The following is a 24,763-nucleotide window of genomic DNA, read 5'->3' on the forward strand; positions in this document are numbered from 1 at the left end:
TATATTATCAGTAACTGATTCGTGAAAGGGAGTGGCTGGAGTAAATGAAAACAGTGTTTCCAGTTAAAACATTCGGCGGGGAAATTCCGGTTCCCGGCGATAAGAGTATTTCGCAGCGGATCGCGATACTGGCGTCGCTCGCAGACGGAACATCGGCGGTGCGCGGATTCCTCGCCGGCGAAGATGCGATGAATACATTGAATGCAATGTGTGCACTCGGCGCATCGGCCGGTTTCTCCGGCGATGTTTTAAAGATTACCGGCACGGCCGGAAAACTGCACGTGCCGGGGAAAATTCTGGATATGGGAAATTCCGGCACCGGCACACGGCTGCTCGCCGGCATTCTGGCGGGACAGAATTTTGAATCGATACTCGCCGGCGATGCGTCGCTTTCGCGCCGGCCGATGGGGCGCATTCAAAAACCGCTCGAACAGATGGGGGCCGCTATTTCACTCACCGGAGCGAAGGGCACACTGCCGATGAAAATTTCCGGTGCGCCATTGCACGGAATTTATTATGAACTGCCGGTGGCGTCGGCGCAGGTGAAATCGTGTATTCTGCTCGCCGGGCTGTTTGCCGCCGGCAGAACGACAGTGGTTGAGCCGCGCTCAACGCGCGATCATACTGAAAAACTTTTTGAGATGTTTGGACTGCCGATTGAAATTGATGGACACAGCATTTCTATTTCCGGCGGTGCAGGTTTTGAAGCGCGTGAGCTTTTTGTCCCCGGCGATTTTTCGAGCGCCGCTTTCTGGATTGCCGCAGCGGCGGCGCGGCCGGGCGCTGAATTAACAGTTACCGGCGTCGGTTTAAATCCGCGCCGTACTGCGTTAATCGATGTGTTGAAGCGGATGGGGGCCGAAATTACGGTTGAATTTACGGCGACGTATAAGGATCCGGTTGGAACAGTTGTTGTGCGCGGTACAAAACTTTCCGGCACGCAGGTTTCCGGCGCCGAAATTCCAAACTTAATTGATGAAATTCCGGTACTCGCTGTAACAGCGGCACTCGCCACCGGTGAAACGGTTATTCGCGACGCAGCGGAACTGCGGGTGAAAGAATCGGATCGCATTGCAGTAATGGCGACGCATTTACGCGCATTCGGTGTTGATGTTGAAGAAGCTCCGGACGGAATGAAAATTGCCGGCGGTGCAAACATTGTTGCACCGGAAATACCGCTGGCGTCGCACGGCGATCACCGGATTGCTATGTCGATGGCAATTCTGGCTTTGTTTGCTGATGCGCCGGTGAGGATTGCCGACACAGCGTGTATTGCGACATCGTATCCCGGATTCTGGCAGCACCTCGAACAGCTTGGAGGGAAAGCTTTATGAGGAAACAGAAACAGCGGATCATTGCAATCGACGGACCGGCAGCGTCCGGCAAGTCTACCGTTACACGCGAAGTGGCAAAACGGCTGAATTGCATCTATGTGGACTCCGGCGCACTGTATCGCGGCGTAACATGGAAGATGCAGCAGAGCCATGCGAATACGAAAAATCCGCTGATGGTGATTCCGGCGCTGTTAAAATCGAAGTGGAAGTTTTTTGTACGCGATGGTGCGGTGGCATTTGCGGTCGACGGCGTCGAGCCGGGCGCAGCGCTGCGCGAAAAAAATGTACGCGAAGCGGTTTCGGATATTGCAGCCATGCCGCCGGTGCGTAAATTTGTGGTGCACCGTTTGCGTAAACTGAAAAAGCTCGGCAGTCTGGCAATGGAAGGGCGCGACATCGGTTCGGTGGTTTTTCCGAAAACACCGTATAAATTTTATCTCGATGCCAGTCCGGAAGAGCGCGCCAAACGCCGGCATGCCGAATTGATCGCAAAGGGCGAAACGGAAAAGGCGCAGGAAGTAATGGAGTCGCTGCAGCGGCGCGACGAAAAAGATTCAACGCGCAAAGCCGCGCCGCTGAAAATTGCGGACGGCGCATATGTGATTGATACATCTAATCTTGATATCGCCGGTGTTGTAAAAGTTGTAATTGATCGCGTAGAAGAACTCGAGGCGCCGCGCACGGAAACGATGGTGAATCCGCGGCTCTATCGCACCGCGTGTGATTTCCTCTGTTTTGGTCTGCGCGTGGTGAATAATATTAAGGTCATTGGTTTGCAGAATGTACCGAAAACCGGCGGACTGATTATTGCCTCGAACCATGCCAGCTATCTCGACCCGCCGGCGGTCGGGGCATTCACGCGTATGCGTACAATTCACTTCATGGCACGTGACACGCTGTTTAAAAACAGACTGTTCGGCGCCTTCTTGCGCGGCGTCGGCGTCATTCCGCTGTCGCGCGAAAGCGGCGATTTGAAAGCGATGAAAACCGCGATTCAACTGCTGCATCACGGCGGCGCAGTCTCGCTTTTTCCTGAGGGCACGCGTTCGCCGGACGGCAATTTACAGCCGGCAAAACCCGGCATTGGCTTTCTTGTCGCCAAAGGCAACGCGCCGGTGGTGCCGGTGTATGTGCACGGCTCCTATGAGGCGTGGTCAAAAAACAGCGGAGGATTAAAGCGCAAACCGATTACCGTTATTTTCGGACAGCTCATCACGCAGGAGGAAATCCGTGCACTCGGTACCGATCGCGAAGCTTACGGAAAAATCGGTGATCTCATCATGCAGCGCATCGCCGACCTCAAACAAAAATTTGAATGCGGAGAATTCAGCGAAGAGCTGGAATAAATCAAATTAAAACAAGATCGCTCTAAAAATAAATAAAGTGATTCAGAAATATATTCAGTACCATTTAGAGAAAAAGCAAGGAGCTGCGCAGCTTGATTTAAAGCTGTGTTGAAGATGTCCCGTGGCAAGCCACGGTAAAAATAAGGCGCAAGACCGGAACAGCGTTTAGTGGTACCCCGGGCGGGATTCGAACCCGCGACCTACGGATTAGGAATCCGTTGCTCTGTCCAGCTGAGCTACCGGGGTTTTATATGTAATATTTCATATATTAAGTGCTTGTAAAACACGGTCTACAGCGATCACAATTTTATTGTTGTGCTCCATGCATTTGCTTCCCTTTTAAGTGCATTGTTCAGGGTATAACCAAACCCTTCAAAATAATACACTTGAAAAAGAAGGTATGAGGAAAATAACCAGCACACCGGAGCAAGGCAAGAAACAAAGTGAATCTCCCCGTGGCAAGCCACGGGGTATTCTGCGACAGATTTCGATAAAACTGCTAAAAAACAAAAACCGGTTTTAATTGGCATTCCTTCCGCGCTCCGTGAAAAGTTACAGGAGGTGCCGTCAGGCAGCCGAAAAGGATTTGTTCTTCCGGAATATGCAGCAACCATTTGTATAAAAATGACAAAGGTTCTCCGGCCCGCCGGTCGCAAATTACCGGCGAAATTCAGAAGCATTTTTTAAAGTGCGACATTCAAACAACGAATACTGATATTGTAAATATGCAGAGAAAACGCACGGCGGTTGAGGTCGGCTTTCACTCATTGCGTTACACATATGTTTTGCTTCATGCAGAACGCGGGACGCCGCAAGCCACCGTTCAGGCGGTGGTTGGGCATGGCAGTCCTGCGATGACGGCACATTATACACACATCGGGGAAGACACCTCCCGTCAGGTTGCCAATGTTTTTACGCTGGATGCGCCGCTGAATGATGTGCAAAAGGAAGTTCCTGTATGGATCAAGGATAGGCTGAAGCTGATGACCGAAGAGCATTGGGCACAGATCAAAAATGAATTATTGAGAACCATAAACTCATAATAAAATTTTAAACTTATCATATTCCAGTTTACTCTGATTATTTGACAAGTGGAATATTTATTCTTCTAACTTATTGTTTGCATTACTGTTATGTATATGTATCCTCCTTAAAGGCACAATATAGATATTACTGATACAACAAGTCAGCGTATAATGAGGATATATATAATGAATATACGCGAAATAGACGACACGCTCTCATTACTGAAATAAAATCCGATGAGAAGAAACGGGTTCTTGACGCTTTTTCTCCAAGAGCAATACGTCCCAAGTCTAAGCTACTTACACGAAAGCAGGCCGCTGAAGTTCTTGGTACCTGTCCGGGGACGATCAAACGGTATGCCAGGCGCGGATGGATTTGGCAGATTAATTTTACATGTTGTCAGGTGCGGTATGATGAGCAGGAAATTATTGAATTCGCTCGAACCGGTCATGTCATCGTTTAGTAAAGAGTTTAATGAAATTCCTCTGCAGAATGACACGCATGTAATCGGAATTTTTGACGAGCGGAATGATTCCGTTGCAAATAAGGGCTTAGTAAAAATCGACAAAAGGATGGGCACCGGCGATAAAAAGATCGATTCCTTTGTTGTAGTGAATGAAGAAAAGCTCATTCTGGTATGAAATATCTCTGATTTTACTTCAGCCACTTGCTTTTATAGTCTATTTAAGTAAATTGCTTAAATGACAGCAGCGGAACAAGTTTTAAACTGGATTGAAACCTACATAGAGGAAAACCGGCTCGGAGTGGGCGATGCTTTGCCTGGAGAGCTTGATATGGTTGCAGAAACCGGGATCAGCCGGATACCTGTCAGGGAGGCGCTGACTGCGCTCAAGGTTTTCGGGATCATTCAATCTCGGCGAAAAGGAGGAATCCGTATTATTCGCGATCCGGTGACACTTGAATTACGACATTATTTTTCAGGCCAACATAAAATCGCGCACCACCATCATGACATGGTGGAATTCCGGGCGGCGATGGAATTGGGATTGGGGCCGTTAACGCTAAAGCGGATTACTAAAACGGCAATAAAAAAACTCCGCCGGATCGTGGATGACATAGATAAAAAAAATGATCAGGTGACCGTTGAGGATTTTATTCATGCAGAAACTGAATTTCACCGAACTCTAACAGAAGGTTGCGGTAACCGCCTGGCCAGCTTATTGGTGCATATTTATGCGCCGGTATTCAAAAGTCGATGGACAGATAGTAATCCGCTTTCGAAAAGAGCGAAAGCACACAGAGAAACCTGGGTAAAGCAGCATAAAAGCATGGTTGAAGCGCTGGAAGAAAAAGACCTGAATCGGTTTTTGACTGGCTTACGTAAACATATGTATCCGTATTTTAAAATACTGTGATACATGCTGAGTAAAATCTGTAGCGTTATAAAAATTTCCCAATGATTTATCTTTGGGAGTTTTTTATGACTGGATGTATCACGTTCAAATTCGAAAAATACAAACGAATAAAAATGGTTGACAAAAAATAAAATAAAATAAAATATGTATTACATAATATTTAAATAAAGCATTGCGAATATAGGTAGTGATATGCAAAAAACAAAAAAAGCTATTTTTCATGCAGATTCTGTTGATGGAATCCGCCGACCTAAAGCATCGCTTAAACTTTTGCAAAAAATACTTTCAGTCGGCGGGAAAACCATCGAGTGTTCTGTGATTTTTCCGGTGAAAAAAATTGCTGGTATGATTTGTCTGTTTATATTTATATTTTTATATGTACCGGCAGATGAGGTGGTTTTTCAACAGGGAGTTACTAACGAATTCTCCGGAGGAAGTGCTTATTCCGGTACCCGGGATACGTATATTAATATCAGCAACAGTAGAAATTATGGCGGCATAACTTCTTTTGCATACGGACTCACCGGATCTTTTTATGCTTTGCTGAGATTCGATCTTTCTTCATTAACCCATTTAGCGTCAAAAATTACGATTCACTCCGCATCAATCGAATTAGTTCCTCGTGCCGGATCCGGTCGTGGCGAAATTGATTTTGGAGTTTATGCATTGAACAGTGTTCATGCCGGTTGGGTAGAAGGAACAGGAGAAGGCGGAGCCGCTGATCTTGTTCTTGGCGCCACCTGCGGGACACATTTCTTATATGATACTGTCAAGTGGTCTGGCGGAGGAGTTTTTAGTACGGCTGATTACGATTTTTCCAATCCGCTTTATACGGGGAGATCAAGCCTTACTTCAAATAATATTATAACTCTTCCGCCGGACATAGTTTTGTCATGGATTAAAACTCCTGCAAACAATGCCGGAATAGTTTTTGTGGCCAACGACACTACAGATGCCCTTTACACGCAGGTTTTTTCTTCACGATATAGTACAGTAACCCATCGTCCGAAATTAGTTATTAATTATACAGTTTTTCAATCTTCAGTTAGACTGATAATGATTCACTAATAACTTCGGCGTTTTTTTGAAAACAGTGTCATCCAATTTATTAACAGCTCTGGTATTTAATAAAGGAGAGAGAGATGAGTATTAAAATTACAAATACAACATGGCATATTCATTCATTGTTGCGCGCGTTCTACTTATTTACAGCCGTGTTTGCATGTGCTGAAGTTGCAGTTTTTCAGCAGGGAGCCAGCAATCCTCTTACCGGAATTTACACCGGCGTACATGACGCAACAATTCGCAACGGAAACGACCGCAATTACGGCGGTGACACCATCCTTACGTTCGGTGGCGGCTTCAGTGTTCTTTTACAGTTCGATCTTTCGTCTTTAAACAGCGCCTCGCCGCTGACGATAAAATCGGCAGTGCTGGAGCTGGCACCGCGAATTTCATCTGCTGAAACCAGGCCGGTCTCCTTTCGTATTCACGTGCTGAACCGTGGACATGCCGGCTGGCAGCAAGGGGCAGGCATTGGGAAGGATGTATCCAGTCCGGGAGAAGTTTCATTTTTCTACCGGTCGTATAAGGAGGGGGAATGGACACGGAAATCAGGATTCAGCATCCGCGATTATTCGGCAGAGGCTGTTTATAAAGGCATATTCAACCCATCGGCTCCTAAAACAGTTGTTCATCTTCCGCCAGAGCTGATTTTATCCTGGATTGAAAAACCTGAACAGAATGCCGGACTGGTGATTGTCAGCGACGATACGGCGTATGGACAGGTACGTTCGTCAGAATATAAAACCGTTGCTGAACGTCCGCGATTGAATATCACTTATACATCGGCCTCGCCGGTAAATGTCGAAACAGGTGTCCCTGCTACCGGCGAGATCGTTGCTGTAAATAAATCGGTTCAAAAATCAAAAATTACTGATGAAAACCCTGTTGATATCGGAAGCAACAGGGAACTTTTTATCGACGAGTTTCTTATTGATCAATTATCCGGCAGCGCTGAATTACGGTTACAAACTCCGCAAATACGAGAAACTGTATTAAATTTTGATCAGCCGTGGGAAGGTAATGCCTGCGGTTATCTCAGTATTTTTAAGGATGATTCAATTTATAAAATGTACTATCGGGGTTGTGATGTTAAAGTTGTTGATCGGAAAGCGGCCAATACACACTCAAATATTTTCTGTTATGCGGAAAGTAAAGACGGAATAAACTGGGAGCGCCCTGAGCTGGGTTTGTTTGATTTTAATGGATCGAAGAAAAACAATATTGTTATCGCCAGTGGTCAGTTCGGTGATTTTCATCTTGATGTAGGAGACAACGCTTCATTTTTTAAAGACGAAAACCCGAAGGTCAATCCGGATGAAAAATATAAAGCGTTGGTTTGCGTCGACGAAGGGAATCCTCGATCGTTATATGCCATGAAGTCCGCAGACGGTATTCACTGGCTGCCTCTCAGCATAAAACCGGTGCTTACGAACGGAGAAATGGATTCGCTTAATCTTGCTTTCTGGGACGAAAAAAAAGGAGAATACCGGGCATATTGGCGATTTTTTAATCGCTCTATGCTGCATCCTGATGGTTCTTCGGTTGGCAGTGTGCGGTCCGTTAGAACTGCAACGTCAAAAGATTTTATTCATTGGGAAAATGAAGCGGATTTGACGTATGACAACCGGAGTACCGACCAGTTATATACTTCAGGAATTAAACCGTATTACCGCGCCAAACAGATTCTTATTGGATTGCCTGCCCGTTATGTAGAAAGAACAGGAAATAGCAGTTTGGATTTACTGCCGGGCAAAGAAAATCGGGATATCCGCGGCACCGCCAGAGGACGCCTGCGCTCGGCAATAACCGATACCTTTTTAATTGCCAGCCGCGATGGCGTTCATTTTAAAAAATGGGAGGAAACGTTTCTGCGTCCCGGCATTGAACGCTGGGGGACGTGGGCCTATGGCGATGCGTACGCTGCCTGGGGCATGCTGGAAACTGCATCTGCACTGGAAGATGCACCCAATGAAATTTCAATTTATGCTCAGGAAAGTTATTGGACCGGAAGCAAGGATCATAATGGAAACAAATTACGCAGATATACGTTGAGACTGGATGGTTTTTCGTCCGTGCACGCTTCAAGAAATGGCGGAGAGCTTCTAACAAAGCCATTGATTTTTAAAGGTGAAGAGTTGCTGCTTAATTTTTCAACTTCCGCCGGTGGGTCTGTTCGTGTAGAGATTCAGAGCCCGGACGGCACCCTGATTCCGGGATATTCGCTGGAAGAATGTATGGAACTTTTTGGCGATTCAACTCAGCGCGCAGTTACCTGGTTGTCTGGAAATAATCTGAAGGATATTTCCGGGCGTCCTGTAAGAGTGAGGTTTGTGTTAAATGATGCTGACCTGTTTGCTTTTGGCTTTGCTGATGAAAAATAAAAGAAAACCATATTTTTGCAGAAAATTATATTTCTGACAATAAATGGAGATTACAGCGTATGATTATTTTTTGGAACAAAACGAAATTTTTCAGTCATAACCGGTTTTTTATCTATATCCTGTCTTTGTTGATATGCGCAGTTTTTTCCCGTGCAGACGTTGCGGTTTTTCAGCAGGGAGTAAATAACCCGTTGACGGGCATTTACAACGGAGCAAGCGATACGACAATCCGCACCGGAAACGATCGCAATTACGGTGCTGACACTGTTCTCACGTTTGGTGCCGGATTCACTGTTTTATTACGGTTTGACCTTTCGCCGTTAAACAGCGCTGTGCCTTTGGCTGTAAAATCAGTTACACTGGAATTGGTGTCGCGCACGCCTTCAATGGACAATACCCCTGTATCTTTTCGTATTCACACACTGAATCCTGAGCATGCCGGCTGGCGGCAGGGGGCAGGTATCGGAAAAGCTGCCGCCGAATCCGGAGAAGTTTCATTTCTCTACCGGTCATATAAAAATGAAGAATGGGCACAGAAATCAGGATTCAGCAGTGGCGATTATTCGGCAGAGGCTGTTTATGAAGGAACGTTTAACCCGTCTCTTGCTAAAACGGTTATCTATCTTCCGCCGGAGCTGATTTCATCTTGGATTGAAAATCCCAGACAGAATGCCGGAATAGTTATTATCAGCGACGGTTCGGCATATGGGCAGGTTCGTTCTTCAGAATATAAGACGGTAGCTGATCGCCCTCGACTGAACATTAATTACGAGCAGAACTCGAAAAAAACCGGGATAGACATCGCGATTACCGGCAAAGCGTGTACAACGAATGGATCAGATGAGGAACCGGTTAATATAGGAAACCGGCGTGAGATTTTTATTGACCGGTTTCTTATAGATAATCTGGACAACCTTACCATGCAATTGCAAACACCCCGGTCTGAGTTTGTATCCGGAATGCCGGCATCCGGAGGATACGCTACAGTAATTCTGGCAGATAATATTTACCATTATTATTATAGAGTCAGGCATAAAGTGCTGACCGGTGAAGCAGTCTATGGGTATTATTATCTGCGCAGTTTTGACGGGATTCAGTGGGAAACGCCGGATCTTGGATTATTCCCCGAAGATAACTTTGCCGGGAACATAATTTTAAAACCGGATGATGAAGCGATCACACATAATTTCAGCCCGTTTTTAGATACACGGCCCGGTATTCCGGAAGCAGAACGTTTCAAAGCTGTTGGCGGCGGCGGAAAGAGCTGGTGTTCCGGTGAAGGGCTGTACGGGCTGGTTTCAGCAGACGGCATCCGGTGGAAAAAAATTCAGGAACAACCGGTTATTCCTGAGAGTATTGCGGGAGAGCATCCTTTCGACAGTCAAAATGTTGCTTTCTGGTCTGATCTGGAACAGCAGTATGTCTGTTATTATCGTACGTCCTGGCAGGCCGCGTCTCGCGGGTGGTCGGTGAGCAAGCGGGGGATCAGCCGGACAACATCAACGGATTTTATTAACTGGACTCCCGGAGTAGAAATCGACGTCAATATTGATGAAGAACAGTTTTATACAAACCAGACCAGCCCTTACTTCCGTGCATCGCACATCTATATCGCATTGCCCTGGAGATATTGGCCGGCGGCATTGGGAAATGTTCATCGTTTCCCGTCAGATATCCCGTTAATGTCATCCCGCGGTACGGAAACGTATGACCGGACATTTCCGGAGGCGCTGATACGTCCCGGCCTGCATCCGGAACGCTGGCATCCGACCGCACCGAAAGCCATGGCTGCCGCCTTGGGCGTTGTGCCTGCCGGTGACGAAGAAATGGCTGTGTATGTCGGAAATCTACGTTACGTTTTTCGGCTGGACGGTTTTTCATCGCTGCATGCAAACATGCCTTACGGAGAGATGAAAACGAAAAGTTTAATTTTTTCGGGAACGGAATTAGAAATAAACTATTCGACTTCCGCGGCAGGACGGATTCTTGTGGGTATAGAAGGTGCCGGCGGAACTCCGGTTCCCGGTTTCAGTGTGTATGATTGCAACGTCATGATTGGTGATGAAATTTCACGAAAAGTTCTATGGCAGGATAATGGGAACGTCGGCGCATTGCAGGGACAACCGGTTCGGCTGATATTTAGAATGCGTGATGCCGATCTGTTTTCATTCCGGTTTTTATAACGGTAGTGTAATCCAGGGTTAGTGCATTGAAATTGGTAAAAAAATGACAGGATCGTTTGAATTTTTATGTATCACATATTGAAATTGGTTGTTTGTTATGTAAATCAAATAAACATGTCGCGAGAATAACACCGGATTTATAGAAAATGAAACACTTATAGGTCCCCTAAAAAATAAACAACTGAAAGAAAAAGAACACGAGAAAAGGTAATATGAATTGGATTAATCATCACGTCACTCAGGTGATTTTTGCCTTTTAGCAGATTAGCAGAATATTAAGGTTACAATTGAATTGGATATAGGAAATGAAAAAATTATTTGGGTTATGCATAAGTTTTTCGATATTATTAAACAACATTTCTCTGGCGATTCGGATTACTGAAATTGAAAGCGGCGCTGTGCTTTTTGATAATGACGGATTTGAACAGGACGTGATTGATAAAGCACCGTTCAGAGTAATTGTTCCCGGCGTAATTGATGCAATCGGGAAGAACCGTGTTTTGGGGTTTGAATCCGGAAGGCCGGGTGCCTTTAAAGGGATACAGTATGTCCACACATCTGGCGGAAGCCAAAACGATGGAATCGATATAACATGTTCGAAAACTATTTCTGTAAAAGGTCAGGCATTGCTTATTGAATGGGCATGGTATATGCCATCTGGGAGCGATGCGCGGTGGGGATTAAAGGGAGATTTTCAACCGTATAAAAGTTTATGGCGGGCCAGACACGGTTCATTCGAGGTGTACGACGGAGAAACGTGGCAAGTCCGTGGAAATTACCCGCTTGACCGGTGGATGGAATGTACATTGCGATGCGCCGCTGGGGAACGTTTTGCGGAGTTTACCGTTAATGGTGTAACCATGCAGTTGGAAGTCGATAATTACAACGGCGGAGCTCCTGGAATTAAAGGTATTTTCTTCGGCCATAATGTTCAGGGATATTATCTTGACGGAATTTATGAATCAGTGATTCAGCAATCAGGTTCTGTCGGCGCGCGCGAGGAAATCAATGTTGATGCACGACCGGAATTGCCGGAGATCGTTGATATTACATGGAAACGGCTTCCTAATGTTCCTAGAGGATTTCAATGGCCGGCGGTCGGAATGATTGGCAATTTCTTTATCTCCGTTGGTGGCTGGTGTACCGGCGAAGAGTATTCTGCAAAACCCGGAGTTTACCCAAGGGGATATTTTAATGATGCTTTTGCGATGGATGTTACAGCGCCCGAGCAGGGATGGCAGCGGCTCCCTGATTTTCCAGGAAAAGCACGAATGGGTACAGTTTGCGTTGTCGTAGATGACAAATTATATGTGTGGGGCGGTTTTAGTGGGAAAGAACAATCCTGTTTTACAGATGGCTATATGCTTGTTAGGGAGAACGGGGCATGGGTGTGGTATAATCTGCCTCCGATTCCGCATTATTTAGTCTGGTCAGGAAATTGCGCAATCGGGAAAAAAATTTATGTGATTGGCGCATGTGACTATGACCAGCGTAGGACAGGATATTTTACAACAACAGACCGAACAGGAAAAATTTCAGGAATAGGGCGAAGGCTGTTGGTTTTTGATACGGAACATTCCGGGCAAGGCTGGAAAGAGCTTTCCCCTTGCCCAGGAACGGTCCGGTTTAATAACGCGGCGGCGGCCGTAAATGGAAAACTATATGTTATGGGGGGTGCTACCGGAGGAGATTCCTTAAATGGGAAACTCAACACAGTCATTGATAACTGGCGGTATGATCCTTCGACGGATCGTTGGGAACGTCTGGCTGATCTCCCGATTGCCAGTGGCAATTTCCCGACGGGAGAGATCGTATACAAAAATCGCTATATTTTGCTGATGGGCGGCGCTCAATTTCACAACATTCAGTTTTCTGACGGGCGAATAGAAAAATCCCAGTCTTTTGGATTGGCGAAAATGTTTTATCCTGAATATGTGAAGGAAGACTGGATCGGAAAAAAACAGCGATACACCAGTGATATTTTTGTGTACGACACACAAACTGATTCTTTTGGGGAAGCGCCTATGTTGCCGTTTAATAACAGTATGACAAAATTTATTATAAGAGGAGATAAGCTATATTTAATTTCAGGCGAAACTGGAGGATTGTTTTTTGATGGTGAATATTACGGACATCATCCGGATTTTTTTCTTGAAGGTACTTTGCGGGAAAAGTCGCATGATGCTGCTGCCATCTCATATGGAACAAATACTAACAAATAAATAATAAGGAGGTGCATTGCAGGAAAAACCGTATGATGCCGATATCATCTCACATGGAACAAAGACTAAAAAAATAATAATAAGGAGATTCATTAATGAAATGGTTCATTTTTACTATAAGCTTAATTTTTTATCTTTCTGCTTCAGCAATTCGTATTACAGATACTGTATCCGGAACAATTTTATTTGATAATAACGGATTTGAAAATGACGTGATCGGAATAAAACCATCCAGAGTGACTGTTGGAAAGATATCCACCAGAGAGCAAGATAAGGTTATTGGCAAGGAAACATCCGGTCCAGGGGCATTTCAGGGCACACAGTATGCCATTACTTCCCGGGGGCCGGATGGATCAGGAACGATTGAAATAAGGCTTAAATCGCCGATCAGAAAAACAGATCAATCGTTATCATGTGAATGGGCGTGGTATATTCCTGCCGGAAGTGACGCAAGCTGGGGGTTACGCGGTGAAGACAATAAATTTAAAAGCCTTTGGCGCGCAAATGATGGATCATTTAAAGTTTTTGTTGACAAAAAATGGGAATATAAAGGTTATTATGCCACCGATGAATGGATGGAATGTAAGCTGGATTATACTTTTGGGGATAAAACAGCAGTATTAACTGTTGGTGGCGGAGCTCCCATTAAGTTGGAAGTAGATACCTTTGAGGGCGGTGCCCGGGAAATTGCCGGGTTTTTCTTCAAACATAATGCGAACACAAGCTATTATCTTGATGGGTTATCCAAGTAACTTTCTGATAAATACACTATGAAAATAAAAATATTCGGTTTGACGTGTATCCTTTTCCTTTTGGAATTTTCGGTGCGTTCTTTTGGATCCACAGCAGGAATAACTGTTGTGGATGGTCCAATTGACATCGGGTCACAGTTGGAATTGTTTGTTGATGATTACTTAATTGAAAATATACAAGGAAAAATAGGGTTGCATCTCCATCGTCCGGTACCCCAGGAGGTTGTATTTGTAACGGATATGCCTTGGGAAGGTAATGTTTGCAGTTATTATACGCTGTTTCAGGACGAAAACATCTACCGGATGTATTATCGCGGAACCAACCATCGTACTCCACCGGAAGATGAAGTTATCTGTTACGCATACAGCACAAACGGAATTGACTGGATCCGCCCGAATCTCGGATTGATAGACTTTAAAGGATCGAAAGAAAATAATATTATCCACAACGGTGTTGCCCGGCATAATTTCACACCGTTTAAAGATACCAATCCGGATTGCCCGCCGGATGAAAAATATAAAGCCATGGGCGGACATTCTCGCACCGGCGGACTGTACGCGTTTAAATCTGCGGATGGTGTAAACTGGATGTTGATGCAGGACGAACCGGTATTTCCCTCAAGCTGGGAAAAACGCTCGGGCTGGCCGCAACCGTGGTTTGATTCGCAGAATCTTGCCTTCTGGGATCCTGTGCGTAAGGCATACGTATTATATTTCCGGCATTTTCGTGACGGAACATACCGCGATGTGATGCTGACGACTTCGCCCGATTTAATACATTGGAGCAAGGATCCTGAGTTTCTTGAATATCCGGGTGTTTCGCCGGAACATTTATACACAAGTTCGATTATTCAATATCCGCGCAATCCGCATTTTTATATTGGATTCCCGACGAGGTTTCTTTCGCTTACTGCGCAGACCGAACCGCTGTTTATGAGCAGTCGGGACGGGTTGACGTTTAAACGCTGGCCGGAGGCTGTAATTCCCGTCGATGCTCCGGCTGATCGAGATGGAAACCGCAGTAATTATATCTGGTGGGGATTGCTGGAACTTCCCGGAAATGATGCCGAATATTCAATTTATGCGCATGAAGCATATTATGAGGGTGCGGCATCGCGGCTGCGCCGCTTCACCTATCGGAAAGACGGATTTGTTTCATTGCGGGCGGCGCCGGAAGGCGGTGTTGTTGAAACCAAACTGCTTCGTTTCAGCGGAACACAGATGGTGTTGAATTATAAAACCAAAGCAAAGCATTTCAGATATGACGGCGGGAGTGTGCAGGTTGAAATCGTTGATGAAGGCGGATATCCGGTTGAAGGCTTTTCATTATCTGATTGCGAAAAACTTCAGGGCGATTCGATTGAGCAGGCGGTTGTATGGAAGTCGGGGCGTACGCTTGGAATGCTCGATGGCGTTCCTGTGCGCTTCCGGTTTCATATGAAATATGCCGATCTGTTTTCATTCCGGTTTTTATAACGGTAATATAATCCAGAGCTGGTGCGTTGAAATTAGTAAAAAAAAGTTGACAGGGTTATTTAAATTTTTTATGTATCACATATTAAAACCGGTTATTTGTTGTATAAACCAAATAATCGTATCGCAGAAATAAATGCCGGATTTGTGAAAAATAAAACGTTACAGATTCCGGAACAACAAACAACAGGAAGGAGAAGGAACATGAGAAAGAGAGCAATACTGGTTGGGTTAATGATTACATCAATTGGTGCGGCGGTTTCTGCATCCATCATTCTGCCGGGGACATGGCAGGCGGTAACAAATGGAACGGCAAGTGGATATGATGCCGTTTACGATGCAAGTCAGGGGCACTTACCGGACGCAAGCGCAAGCAATCCTAAATGGGGAAATAGATACATGTCTGCAGGCATAGTCGGTACATATTTAAGTATCACTAATACAGCACAAGATGGTACTTATCGTCTGCTGGACGGTAGCGTTGGCGCAGGGACATATGATGGCTCAATGACAATCGATTTCCGGCTGGAAGTTATTCCGGATGCAGGCACACCTAATGATTGGCAGTTTGGGGTTTATATTCGCCGGCCGCTGGACGCAACTACGCCCGCCGCTACTAGCAATATTTATTACATTGTGCGATTCGGTCTTAATGGCGGAAATGTTCAGCTCGCCGACGGGTGGAATGATGTACGCATCCTTGTTGACGCAGTAAACCATGAGGCCGCAGTTTATTTAAACGGCGAGAGTACTGCCACCGCGACAATTAACGGAACGCGTCAAACTGGTCAAGCGACTGCAGGAAACAGCTTGATAATTGGAGATGGTGGTGGTTCAACAACAGGTTCGGGGGCTGTGAACCTTCAGTATTTTGCCTGGGCAAACAATGAAATGGCGTCTGTTATACCGGAACCGGCGACTATCGGTCTGTTTGTATTCAGTTCAGTGCTGCTGATGGTTTTTCGAAAAAAATTACATAAAGTATAATAGCAAAGCGGATATTGGGAATGCTCTGCCGGATTTAATGATCTTCCGGCAGAGCTTTTCCAATTGGACGAAATAAGTTGAATGCGTAGTTATGAGGTTCCCGGCCAGATTCAGGTAACGGATATGAACTTTGAATGAATGCTCCGGCAAAGGGTGATACCGCTATGCTATAAAGCAATTTGATAGCTTGTGCTACGCCCGCCGCCAGAGGATGTGAGAATGCCATATTCAACCAATGTCTGTAAGTCGCGTGTGGCGGTAGGCTTGCTGGTTTTTGTGATTGCGATATATTTTTTAGCCGACATTCCTCCCCGGAATCCATTCGGACCTTCTTTCAGCATCCTATGCAATACCTTTAATTGCCGGTCATTGAGTTTCATGCCATTAATAAGGTCATAAAATTTTGTTTTTCGTACCGTAAATTCAATCCGGGTTTCTGCTTGTTGCTGTGCAGCAATCAGCGTGCTCATAAACCATTCAATCCATTCGGTGACATTAAGAGACCGCAGCGCCTGCTTAAGAGCGGCATAATATCCCGAACGATCTGCTTCAATGGCCGGAGAAAGACTGAGCAGTACCGGATGTCCAAATCCTTGAGACAGTACTTTTTCTGAAAGAGCCCGTCCAATCCGTCCGTTTCCGTCTTCAAATGGATGAATCGATTCAAAATACAGATGTGCAATTGCCGCCCTTATGGGGAAATTCGGCATGTTTTTTTCTGTTTTGTTGAACCATGAAATAAACCGGTTCATTTCTAAAGGAACGGCGGTTGATGGCGGTGCTTCAAAGTGTATCGTTTCATTTCCAATGCTGCCTGAAACAATCAGCATCAGCTCCTTATGCGTTCGCCATGCGCCGGACTGAATTTTCACAGCGCCCTTCATCAGCATGGAATGCCATTTGAAAAGTGCTTGTTTGCTTAATGGTTCTGCAAAACTGTTCCGTACACAAACCAGCAGTTCTGCAATTCCTTCTGCTCTTTGATCGCCTGTTTTTTCCAGCTTCGTGTGCAGGCCTAGATTTTTTTTAATTGAGGACATGACATCCGGGCGGCTGAGCATCTCGCCTTCAATTTTTGCGCTTTTGAGTGCTTCAGAAACCATCAGGTCAACAATCGTTTCTGTTTTTTCCGTTTCCGGTAGCGTTGATAAAATCCCGTTTGTTCGTCCTGCTGTTTCGATGAATTTAAGAATTAAATTTTGTACTCCGCCGATTTCATACTGAAATTCAGGCCACTCAGAAAACTGCCAATTATATTTCATGAGCCGTTTATGCGACACATTCAGCTCGAAAACAACCATAATTATGAGCCGAATATTGTCGTTAATCGGCTCATGAAACGAAGCTCGATTTTTTATGTCCCTATTTTGGACTCATTCAATTTTTCAGAAAATTTATTGTTGTACTAATGATGTATGAACTCTGATTTAAGGGATGGGATTTGACGGAATTTATTCGAACAAATCAGGACAGTAAAATTTCATATAACTACTGTAAACATTGATTTAAACTAATTTTTCAAGAAAATTTTATTGAACATTACAAAATGTAGAAATCCGTTGCTCTGTCCAGCTGAGCTACCGGAGCACATAATTGCAAAATATGGGAGATACCGCCGGAGAATGGAATTTTATTTTTTACAATCGTATGCGGTTTTTTGTCCCGGACATCTCACAGCAAAAAATTAATGTCGATTTACACTGGCGGGTGGTCTTAAATTCTTCGTATGAACTTTGATCTGCTGATTAAAAACGGAGCGGTACTGGATGGAACGGGAACGCCGGCGATGGCGGCGGATATTGGAATTATCGGCGAGCAGATTGCGGCGGTCGGCGATTTGCACAACGCCGGTGCGGCTGAAATTATTGATGCCGAAGGTCAATACGTCTGTCCGGGATTTATTGATGTGCATTCACATTCGGATGCGTATCTGCTGATCGAACCGCGTGCGTCGAGCAAGGTGTTTCAGGGAATTACGACAGAGATTTGCGGCAACTGCGGTGCGTCGGCCGCCCCGCGTCCCGGCGGTGCAGCGCTGCCGACCGACTGGCAGGATAAGCCGTTCCCCGGCACATGGCGCACCGTAACAGAATACCGGCAGCTTTTTGACCGGGTAAAACCGGCGGTGAATGAAGCGCTGCTCGCCGGACACAATACTCTGCATCGCGGTGTGTGCGGCTATGAACCGCGCGGCGCAACGCCGGACGAACTGAATGAAATGCAATATGCGCTTGAACGGGCGCTGGATGAAGGCGCGTGCGGAATGAGCACCGGTTTAATTTATCCGCCGGCATCCGCCGTGCCGCGTGAAGAAATTATTAAACTGGCGAAAGTCTGCGCCGCAAAAGAAAAAATTTATACGTCGCACATGCGCAGCGAGGGCCGCGCGCTGCTGGAAGCGCTTGACGAAACGATTGATATTGGCCGGCGCGCCGGAGTTCGCGTCCAGGTTTCGCACTTGAAGACATCGGGGCAGGCTCACTGGCATAAACTGGAGGCTGCGCTGGAAAAGATGGAGACAGCGCGTGCCGGCGGAATAGAGCTGGCCGCCGACCGTTATCCATACACTGCGTCGCAAACCGATCTTGATATAGTTCTGCCGGACTGGGCGCTGTACGATGGACGCGATGCAGTGCTCGCGCGCCTGCGCGATCCGGAGACACGCGCAAAAATCCGGTGCGAAATTCTGGAGGGCCGCGGTGAATTCGGTTTTCAAGCGGTGATGATCGGGTCGGTTGAGCATCCGGCGCTCAAGCAGTTTAAAGGGATAATGGTGGACGATGTCGCCGCGAAACTAGACCTGGAGCCGGTTGATGCGCTGTTGCATATTATTGAAACCGACCAGCTGCGCACCGGTGCAAATTTTTTCGGCATGAGTGAAGAAAACATGTGGCGGATTCTGGAGCTGCCGTGGGTGATGATCGGTTGTGATGCTTCGCTGCGTGCACCGGATGGAATTCTCGGTGTCGATCATCCGCATCCGCGAGCGTATGGCACTTTTACAAAATTATTGCGTGCGGCACTTGATGGGAAAACGGTGCTGCTGCCGGAAATGATTCGTAAAATGACCGCACTGCCGGCGGAACAATTCCGTCTGAAAAACCGCGGCGTGCTGCAAAAAGGAAATGCCGCCGATGTGGTGGTTTTTACGCCGGAAAAAATAAAAGAAAAAACGACCTACGCCGAGCCGCATCAACTTTCTGAAGGCGTTACAACGTTGATTGTGAATGGAACACTGACGATTACCGGCGGGACACTGACCGGGAACCGGAACGGAAAATTTTTAGAATAGTTTTAACCGCAGATAAAATTAATATAGAATTAAAATATCCGTTCATATCCGTGTTATCCGCGGTTAAATTAATTTTGTGGCAAATAAAATTCAGAGTTTCCCATATTCAGCGCATCGCAATGCAAAAGTGCTGATTCTCGGGTCAATGCCGGGTGAAGAATCGCTGCGGCAGCAGCAGTATTATGCGCATCCGCGTAATTTATTCTGGGATTTTACGGGTGAACTTTTCGGTGCGAGCCGCGAGCTGCCGTATGAAAAGCGTTTGGCGATATTAAGAAAATCCGGTGTAGCGCTGTGGGATGTTGCACATACCTGCCGGCGGCAAGGCAGTCTGGACGCAAACATGACCGGTGTAGAGGCAAATAATTTTACGGCGCTGTTTAAATTTGCACCGGAAATTCACACCGTCTTTTTTAACGGACAGACCGCCGCCAAACTGTTTCACAGGCTTGTCGTTCCGGAATTGAACAGTTCTGCGGCCGGCGGACGCAGCCGCCGGTTAAAATTCATCATACTGCCGTCAACCAGTCCGGCAAATGCCTCAGTTTCACGGGAAAATAAATTTGCGGAATGGAAAAAGATTCTGAAGGCATTGGGAAATTAAATGCATTTGACGCGGCGGCGGAAAGCCCGCACAATCTCCGCCCGATGATACAGGAAAAAACAACCGTTCTTGAACACATCTGCTATCAGGGCGAATACCGGATGCTCACATTCGCGGCACCGGGAATCGGCCCGAAAGCGCGCCCCGGAAAATTTATTCATCTGCGTGTACCGCGACTTGAACAGTGTGTACTGCGCCGGCCGTTCAGTATATTTAAGGCGGATGCCGGTAGCGTTTCGATTCTTTATAAATCTGTCGGCAAAGGTACGCAGGCAATGATGGATATTCAGCCCGGCGAAGAGGTGAATCTGCTCGGTCCGCTTGGCACCGGATTCCCGGCGCCGGTAAAAGATACGACCGCTGTCGCACTTGTCGGCGGCGGTTACGGCAGTGCAGCGCTCTATTTACAGGCAGTTGCGTCGCCGGTAAAAGGAACTGTTTTTATCGGGGGACGAAGCGCCGGCGATATCCTTTGTATTAAAGAATTCAAAGCGCTCGGCTGGGATGTGGTGATCACCACGGATGACGGATCGTGCGGGCGCCAAGGGCTTGTCACCCAAGCACTGGATGAGTGGCTGCATAAGCGTGCCGGGAATTTGAGTGCTGTGGAGGTGTTTGCGTGCGGTCCAAACGGAATGCTCGAGGCCATTGGCACCCGTGCGGTAGCACAGAAATTTACTGCGTGGCTTTCAATGGATCGCAATATGGCGTGCGGTACAGGGGCATGTTTGACGTGCGTTATCAAACGCAAGAAAAAAACCGGCGGCTGGGAGTGGGTGCGCTGCTGTAAAGAAGGTCCTGTCTTTAACGCCGAGGAAATTTACTGGGATTAAAAACCATGGAATACACTCGGATATAAGCTGGGTTTATTCGTTAATTTCGGACATTATTCTCAAATTCAAATTGAACGGATTGCCAACTGACTTTCTGTGTAATCTGTGTATTCCGTGGTTAATAAAATGAATGTTGATCTGAAAATAAAAATTGGTTTGCTGGAGATGAAAAACCCGGTAACAGTGGCGTCGGGAACGTTCGGTTACGGACCGGAGTATGCGAATTATGTTGATTTAAACCGGCTGGGCGCGATCACGGTGAAAGGAGTTTCAGCGGAGCCGCACATCGGCAATCCACCGCCGCGCACATTTGAAGTCGCGAGCGGAATGCTGAATGCGATCGGGCTGCCCGGTCCCGGTGCCGGCGGTTTTATTAAAAATTATCTGCCGTTTCTTAAAAAATTTGATGTACCGGTGATCGTAAATATCTGGGGCAGAACAGTGGAGGATTACGGTCGCGTTGCCGAAATGCTGGATGTGGAAGAGGGCGTGCATGCGCTGGAAGTGAATGTATCGTGCCCGAATGTAAAAGAGGGCGGTGCACTGTACGGGACGTATATTGATCCGTTTAAAGCGGTGGTTGACGAAGTCCGTGCCAAAACCGGCAAGCCGCTGATTGTAAAACTGGCGCCGAATGTAACGGACATTAAAGCGTTTGCACTCGCGGCGCAGGACTGCGGCGCCGATGCGGTTTCAATTATGAATTCATATCCGGCCATGGCGATTAATATTGAAACGCGCAGGCCGGAACTTGCAAACCGCACCGGCGGACTTTCCGGCCCGGCGATTAAACCGATTGCAGTCAAGCTGGTGTGGGAGGCGGCGCAGGCAATTAAAATTCCGATTATCGGCATGGGCGGCGTCAGCTCGCCGGAAGATGCGCTGGAATTTATTATTGCCGGTGCAACCGGCGTTGCCGTCGGAACATCCACGTTTACTGATCCGTCGACTGCAATCCGTGTAATTGAAGGTATTGAGCGCTGGATGATTGCGCACGGTGCAAACTCTATCGCCGAACTGAGGGGAACGGTTCAGTTATGATGCAGCGGCGGATTGTTTTTACGTTCATTCTTCTCACGGCTGCAATGTGTGTTGGCTGGATGATTTATGTTTCACCGGCAGCAAAAAATCCGTACGCGCCGCTGCCGGCGGATGCCAGAATAATTTACAGCAGTAACGCACCTGATTTTTCAGTATTAAAACAGAGGCCGTCCGGCGAGCTGCTCAAACCGGTTTTTCAGATACTGCCGCAGGTCAAATATTCATCGTTAATTCTCGCTGCGGCAGCAGCGCCCGGCCGCAATCACTGTGATGCACTGATTTTCGTCAGTGCGATTGGATCGCGATCAACGCTGCTGCGGTGGCGAATGGAGTTTTTTCTGCCGGACGGGATCCGTTCGGTGCATTCATACGGTGCGTGGCCGGTGTGGGAAATTGAAATTCCGGCGAACGAACCGCCGGGACGCCGGATCCGGTTTAGCATAACGGAAGGATTGCTGATTTGTGCGATCTCTGATAACAGTCACGACATTTATTATCTGCTCGATACATTGGACGGACGCCGTCCATCAAGAATGCAGACGGAGCTTTCAGCCTCGTTAGCGAAAGGAAAATAGAATGAATAAAAAAACATTAAAAAAACGAATTCCCGCTCTATTTGCGCTTTTTATTATTGCCGGTTGTAAAACCTCTGAAGAGCCGCAGCCGCTTTCATGGAGGCAGCAGCAGGAATTCACCGCGCGCACGCGCGATCCGCGTATCTATAACATCGGGATTTATCAGACACCCGGCGGCGGAACTGAGTATCGCGGCGGCAGCCGGCTGCATTTGAAGCAGATTGAAGCACTGCCGATGCAGGCTGAAAAACCGTACCGTACTGTCATTAACATTCGCACCGGCATCGGGCGCGAATATCCGGTGCTGCTTGATTTTACCGAAAATAAAAACTGGTTCACCTTTGAGCTCGCAAAAAAAATCGGTGCACAGGCTATTGGCGAACGGCAGGCGCGTCTTGAAAAACGACCCGACGATGATATTGCAAGCTGCGTATCTGTTGTGAAATCACTGCGTTTGAATCAGCTTTATATTGAAGATCCGGTTCTGCATGTCCGTATGGCGAGCGGACCGCTCGGCGCACAGGCGCGCGGGATTAAAAAGCCGGCACCGGAAGGCGTTATCGGCTGGGCAACGCTCAGCAAATTTGAACAGATCCGCCTTGATTACAGCACGGGTAAAATCATTCTCATGACCACTGAAGAGTACATCTCGAATCCCGATCTGGTAGTTTTTTCGCTGCCGATTGTCAAAAGCATCGGTGCCTGTGCTGTGCGCGGTAATGTCGACGGTAAAGACCGATTTGTGCTAATTGACCCCGCCGGCGATTTTGAGGTTTCATCCGATTCCGCCGCTATGATTCAAACGATCCGGCTCGGAGAATTTGAGATAGCAAAACCGGCAGTGGTGCAGGCCTCTGTTGGCGGAATCCGGCTCGGTGCAAAATTTCTTGCAAAATATTCCGTCGTGATCTGCCCTCGCAAAGACATGATTTATTTTGAAAAAAATATTCCGTAACGCAGATAAGTTTTCAGCCTTATTCCGGCAGATGGACAATGAGACGGGATGTCTCTCTGTACTAAATTCCGGCGCCGCGCACGATGACTTCCTGAACGTAGGGCGCAACGATTTTTTCGATGACATGCAACCGTTCCGGCGTGGTGCGCCGGAGTGTGCGCATTTCAGGATTGGGCAGATTTTCCTGTGGCAGAAACGGTTGAATGGTGTAACGCTTTGCGCCGCGGATGAGTTCGCCGATCTCACCCATCTGTGCGTCGGTGTGAAACGGCTCGATAACGGTTGTGCGGAATTCATACTCAATGCCGCTGTTCATAATCAGCTGCACGGACTGAGTGATTTTTTCAAGCTGTGAAAAACCGGTGAGCTGCGGATAAGCGGACACAGAGGATTTGATGTCCATCGCAATATAATCAATCAGCGGCAGACACATTTCTAACATTTCAGGACGCGAGCCGTTTGAATCGAGTTTCACTTTGAAGTCGAAATCGCGCATAAATTGAATCAGTTTGGGCAGATCGGGCTCGAGTGTCGGCTCGCCGCCGGTAATGCAAACGGCATCCACCCATTCAGTTTTAAATTTGGCGCAGACTTCTCTCAACCGGCCCCAGGTCAGACATTTTTTCTTACGTCCCATCAGCGTCGCGTTATGGCAGAATCCGCAGGTGAAGTTGCAGCCGCTCGTAAAAAACGTTCCGCACAAATAGCCGGGATAATCGATCATTGAAGGTTTTTCAAGAAAAGCGTAAACTGGAGAATCTTCGGGCATTTCAGACTTTACTTTTGATTTCAGATTGCAGATTTGAGAAGGCTTTAGGTTTTTTAACTCCGAACTCTAAACAGTGAATCTTGGACTTTTTAAAAAGATCACCGCCGTTGCGGACGAGGTTACTGCCGGCCGGCAATGTCAACCGCGCGCTTCTGTCAGCACGGCGGTTATCATTTTCGGTGAAATGATTCCTTTACCTGCATCGCTGTAGTCGGTTTGCAGTCCGACATAGTGATAGAGGCGCGATTTGCCGCATACCTTGTCATGCATTTTCGGTTCGCGCACAAGAACGGGGGCGTAACGGCCGTCTTCATCTTTACGCGTTACCAGCAGCGCCGGAATCCGCTGCGGGTTGATGCATTCGGCTGAAGAGAAGGCAACGAGACCTTCGACTGTTTCGACATCGTAATATTCTTTTTCAAACTCTTTCCACTCGTCTTCGGTGAGCAGTTTGTCCAGCCGCTGATTCAGCGTTTTACATTTTGCGCAACCCTGTTTACCGAAGACCTGAATTTTAAATGGTTTGGCCATTGCCGGATTTCCTCTATT

22 protein-coding genes and 1 tRNA gene are annotated in these 24,763 nt (G+C 47.0%); 18 read left to right on the top strand and 5 right to left on the bottom strand.

The window, feature by feature from the left end:
- Window positions 1-44 precede the first annotated feature (44 nt).
- Both aroA and cmk read left to right on the top strand, forming a co-directional pair.
- Window positions 45-1,334: a 3-phosphoshikimate 1-carboxyvinyltransferase gene (gene aroA, locus WC959_00925; protein MFA5687707.1), complete on the top strand. Its 1,290-nt coding sequence runs from the start codon at window positions 45-47 to the stop codon at window positions 1,332-1,334.
- Window positions 1,331-2,680, top strand: a complete 1,350-nt coding sequence (cmk, locus tag WC959_00930; GenBank protein ID MFA5687708.1) for a (d)CMP kinase — start codon at window positions 1,331-1,333, stop codon at window positions 2,678-2,680. The genes aroA and cmk overlap by 4 nt, the downstream gene beginning before the upstream one ends.
- Window positions 2,681-2,849: 169 nt before the next feature.
- On the opposite strand, the gene WC959_00935 is transcribed toward cmk, so the two are convergent.
- Both WC959_00935 and WC959_00940 read right to left on the bottom strand, forming a co-directional pair.
- Window positions 2,850-2,926 (bottom strand) — tRNA-Arg (locus tag WC959_00935).
- Between the two features lie 53 nt (window positions 2,927-2,979).
- Complete coding sequence (locus WC959_00940; protein ID MFA5687709.1) at window positions 2,980-3,210, bottom strand: hypothetical protein; 231 nt, start codon at window positions 3,208-3,210, stop codon at window positions 2,980-2,982.
- An 84-nt stretch (window positions 3,211-3,294) separates the two neighbouring features.
- On the opposite strand from WC959_00940, the gene WC959_00945 reads away from it, so the two are divergent.
- The 10 genes from WC959_00945 to WC959_00990 all read left to right on the top strand — a co-directional run bounded on the left by WC959_00945 (window position 3,295) and on the right by WC959_00990 (window position 16,145).
- A complete protein-coding gene (locus WC959_00945; protein ID MFA5687710.1) occupies window positions 3,295-3,723 on the top strand; it encodes a tyrosine-type recombinase/integrase in 429 nt (142 codons plus the stop codon).
- Between the two features lie 393 nt (window positions 3,724-4,116).
- On the top strand, window positions 4,117-4,347 hold the full coding sequence (locus WC959_00950; protein MFA5687711.1) for a hypothetical protein: 231 nt from the start codon (window positions 4,117-4,119) through the stop codon (window positions 4,345-4,347).
- 60 nt (window positions 4,348-4,407) lie between these two features.
- Window positions 4,408-5,082: an FCD domain-containing protein gene (locus tag WC959_00955; GenBank protein ID MFA5687712.1), complete on the top strand. Its 675-nt coding sequence runs from the start codon at window positions 4,408-4,410 to the stop codon at window positions 5,080-5,082.
- Between the two features lie 192 nt (window positions 5,083-5,274).
- Window positions 5,275-6,150, top strand: coding sequence for a DNRLRE domain-containing protein (locus WC959_00960; protein MFA5687713.1), 876 nt, complete (start codon window positions 5,275-5,277; stop codon window positions 6,148-6,150).
- A 74-nt stretch (window positions 6,151-6,224) separates the two neighbouring features.
- Window positions 6,225-8,528: a hypothetical protein gene (locus WC959_00965; GenBank protein ID MFA5687714.1), complete on the top strand. Its 2,304-nt coding sequence runs from the start codon at window positions 6,225-6,227 to the stop codon at window positions 8,526-8,528.
- 191 nt (window positions 8,529-8,719) lie between these two features.
- The gene (locus WC959_00970; protein ID MFA5687715.1) at window positions 8,720-10,711 is read left to right on the top strand and encodes a hypothetical protein; all 1,992 of its coding nucleotides are present in this window, start codon (window positions 8,720-8,722) and stop codon (window positions 10,709-10,711) included.
- 305 nt (window positions 10,712-11,016) lie between these two features.
- Window positions 11,017-12,933, top strand: coding sequence for a hypothetical protein (locus WC959_00975; protein ID MFA5687716.1), 1,917 nt, complete (start codon window positions 11,017-11,019; stop codon window positions 12,931-12,933).
- A 95-nt stretch (window positions 12,934-13,028) separates the two neighbouring features.
- Complete coding sequence (locus WC959_00980; GenBank protein MFA5687717.1) at window positions 13,029-13,685, top strand: hypothetical protein; 657 nt, start codon at window positions 13,029-13,031, stop codon at window positions 13,683-13,685.
- Window positions 13,686-13,793: 108 nt separating this feature from the next.
- Window positions 13,794-15,161 (top strand): hypothetical protein, encoded by a 1,368-nt coding sequence (locus WC959_00985; GenBank protein ID MFA5687718.1) that lies wholly within the window; start codon window positions 13,794-13,796, stop codon window positions 15,159-15,161.
- 99 nt (window positions 15,162-15,260) lie between these two features.
- Window positions 15,261-16,145: a hypothetical protein gene (locus tag WC959_00990; GenBank protein MFA5687719.1), complete on the top strand. Its 885-nt coding sequence runs from the start codon at window positions 15,261-15,263 to the stop codon at window positions 16,143-16,145.
- A gap of 167 nt (window positions 16,146-16,312) precedes the next feature.
- On the opposite strand, the gene WC959_00995 is transcribed toward WC959_00990, so the two are convergent.
- On the bottom strand, window positions 16,313-17,446 hold the full coding sequence (locus WC959_00995) for a Fic family protein (protein MFA5687720.1): 1,134 nt from the start codon (window positions 17,444-17,446) through the stop codon (window positions 16,313-16,315).
- Between the two features lie 425 nt (window positions 17,447-17,871).
- Here WC959_00995 and WC959_01000 point away from each other — a divergent pair, with 425 nt between their 5' ends.
- From WC959_01000 to WC959_01025, 6 genes are all read left to right on the top strand, one after another.
- A complete protein-coding gene (locus WC959_01000) occupies window positions 17,872-19,437 on the top strand; it encodes a D-aminoacylase (GenBank protein ID MFA5687721.1) in 1,566 nt (521 codons plus the stop codon).
- A gap of 76 nt (window positions 19,438-19,513) precedes the next feature.
- Window positions 19,514-20,041 carry a DNA-deoxyinosine glycosylase gene (locus WC959_01005; GenBank protein MFA5687722.1) on the top strand — a complete coding sequence of 176 codons (528 nt, stop codon included), beginning with the start codon at window positions 19,514-19,516 and terminating at the stop codon, window positions 20,039-20,041.
- A complete protein-coding gene (locus tag WC959_01010; protein ID MFA5687723.1) occupies window positions 20,008-20,874 on the top strand; it encodes a dihydroorotate dehydrogenase electron transfer subunit in 867 nt (288 codons plus the stop codon). Before WC959_01005 ends, WC959_01010 begins: the two co-directional genes overlap by 34 nt.
- 126 nt (window positions 20,875-21,000) lie before the next feature.
- Window positions 21,001-21,915 (top strand): dihydroorotate dehydrogenase, encoded by a 915-nt coding sequence (locus tag WC959_01015; protein ID MFA5687724.1) that lies wholly within the window; start codon window positions 21,001-21,003, stop codon window positions 21,913-21,915.
- The gene (locus WC959_01020) at window positions 21,912-22,490 is read left to right on the top strand and encodes a hypothetical protein (GenBank protein ID MFA5687725.1); all 579 of its coding nucleotides are present in this window, start codon (window positions 21,912-21,914) and stop codon (window positions 22,488-22,490) included. The genes WC959_01015 and WC959_01020 overlap by 4 nt, the downstream gene beginning before the upstream one ends.
- A 1-nt stretch (window position 22,491) precedes the next feature.
- Window positions 22,492-23,445 carry a hypothetical protein gene (locus WC959_01025; GenBank protein ID MFA5687726.1) on the top strand — a complete coding sequence of 318 codons (954 nt, stop codon included), beginning with the start codon at window positions 22,492-22,494 and terminating at the stop codon, window positions 23,443-23,445.
- Between the two features lie 61 nt (window positions 23,446-23,506).
- Here WC959_01025 and WC959_01030 read toward each other — a convergent pair whose 3' ends face one another.
- Together WC959_01030 and WC959_01035 are read right to left on the bottom strand one after the other, a co-directional pair.
- Window positions 23,507-24,214 carry an anaerobic ribonucleoside-triphosphate reductase activating protein gene (locus tag WC959_01030; protein ID MFA5687727.1) on the bottom strand — a complete coding sequence of 236 codons (708 nt, stop codon included), beginning with the start codon at window positions 24,212-24,214 and terminating at the stop codon, window positions 23,507-23,509.
- 138 nt (window positions 24,215-24,352) lie between these two features.
- Window positions 24,353-24,745 carry a hypothetical protein gene (locus WC959_01035; GenBank protein ID MFA5687728.1) on the bottom strand — a complete coding sequence of 131 codons (393 nt, stop codon included), beginning with the start codon at window positions 24,743-24,745 and terminating at the stop codon, window positions 24,353-24,355.
- Window positions 24,746-24,763 lie beyond the last annotated feature (18 nt).

The sequence above is a fragment of the Kiritimatiellales bacterium genome, from assembly GCA_041656295.1.
In the GTDB taxonomy this organism is placed as follows: domain Bacteria; phylum Verrucomicrobiota; class Kiritimatiellia; order Kiritimatiellales; family Tichowtungiaceae; genus Tichowtungia.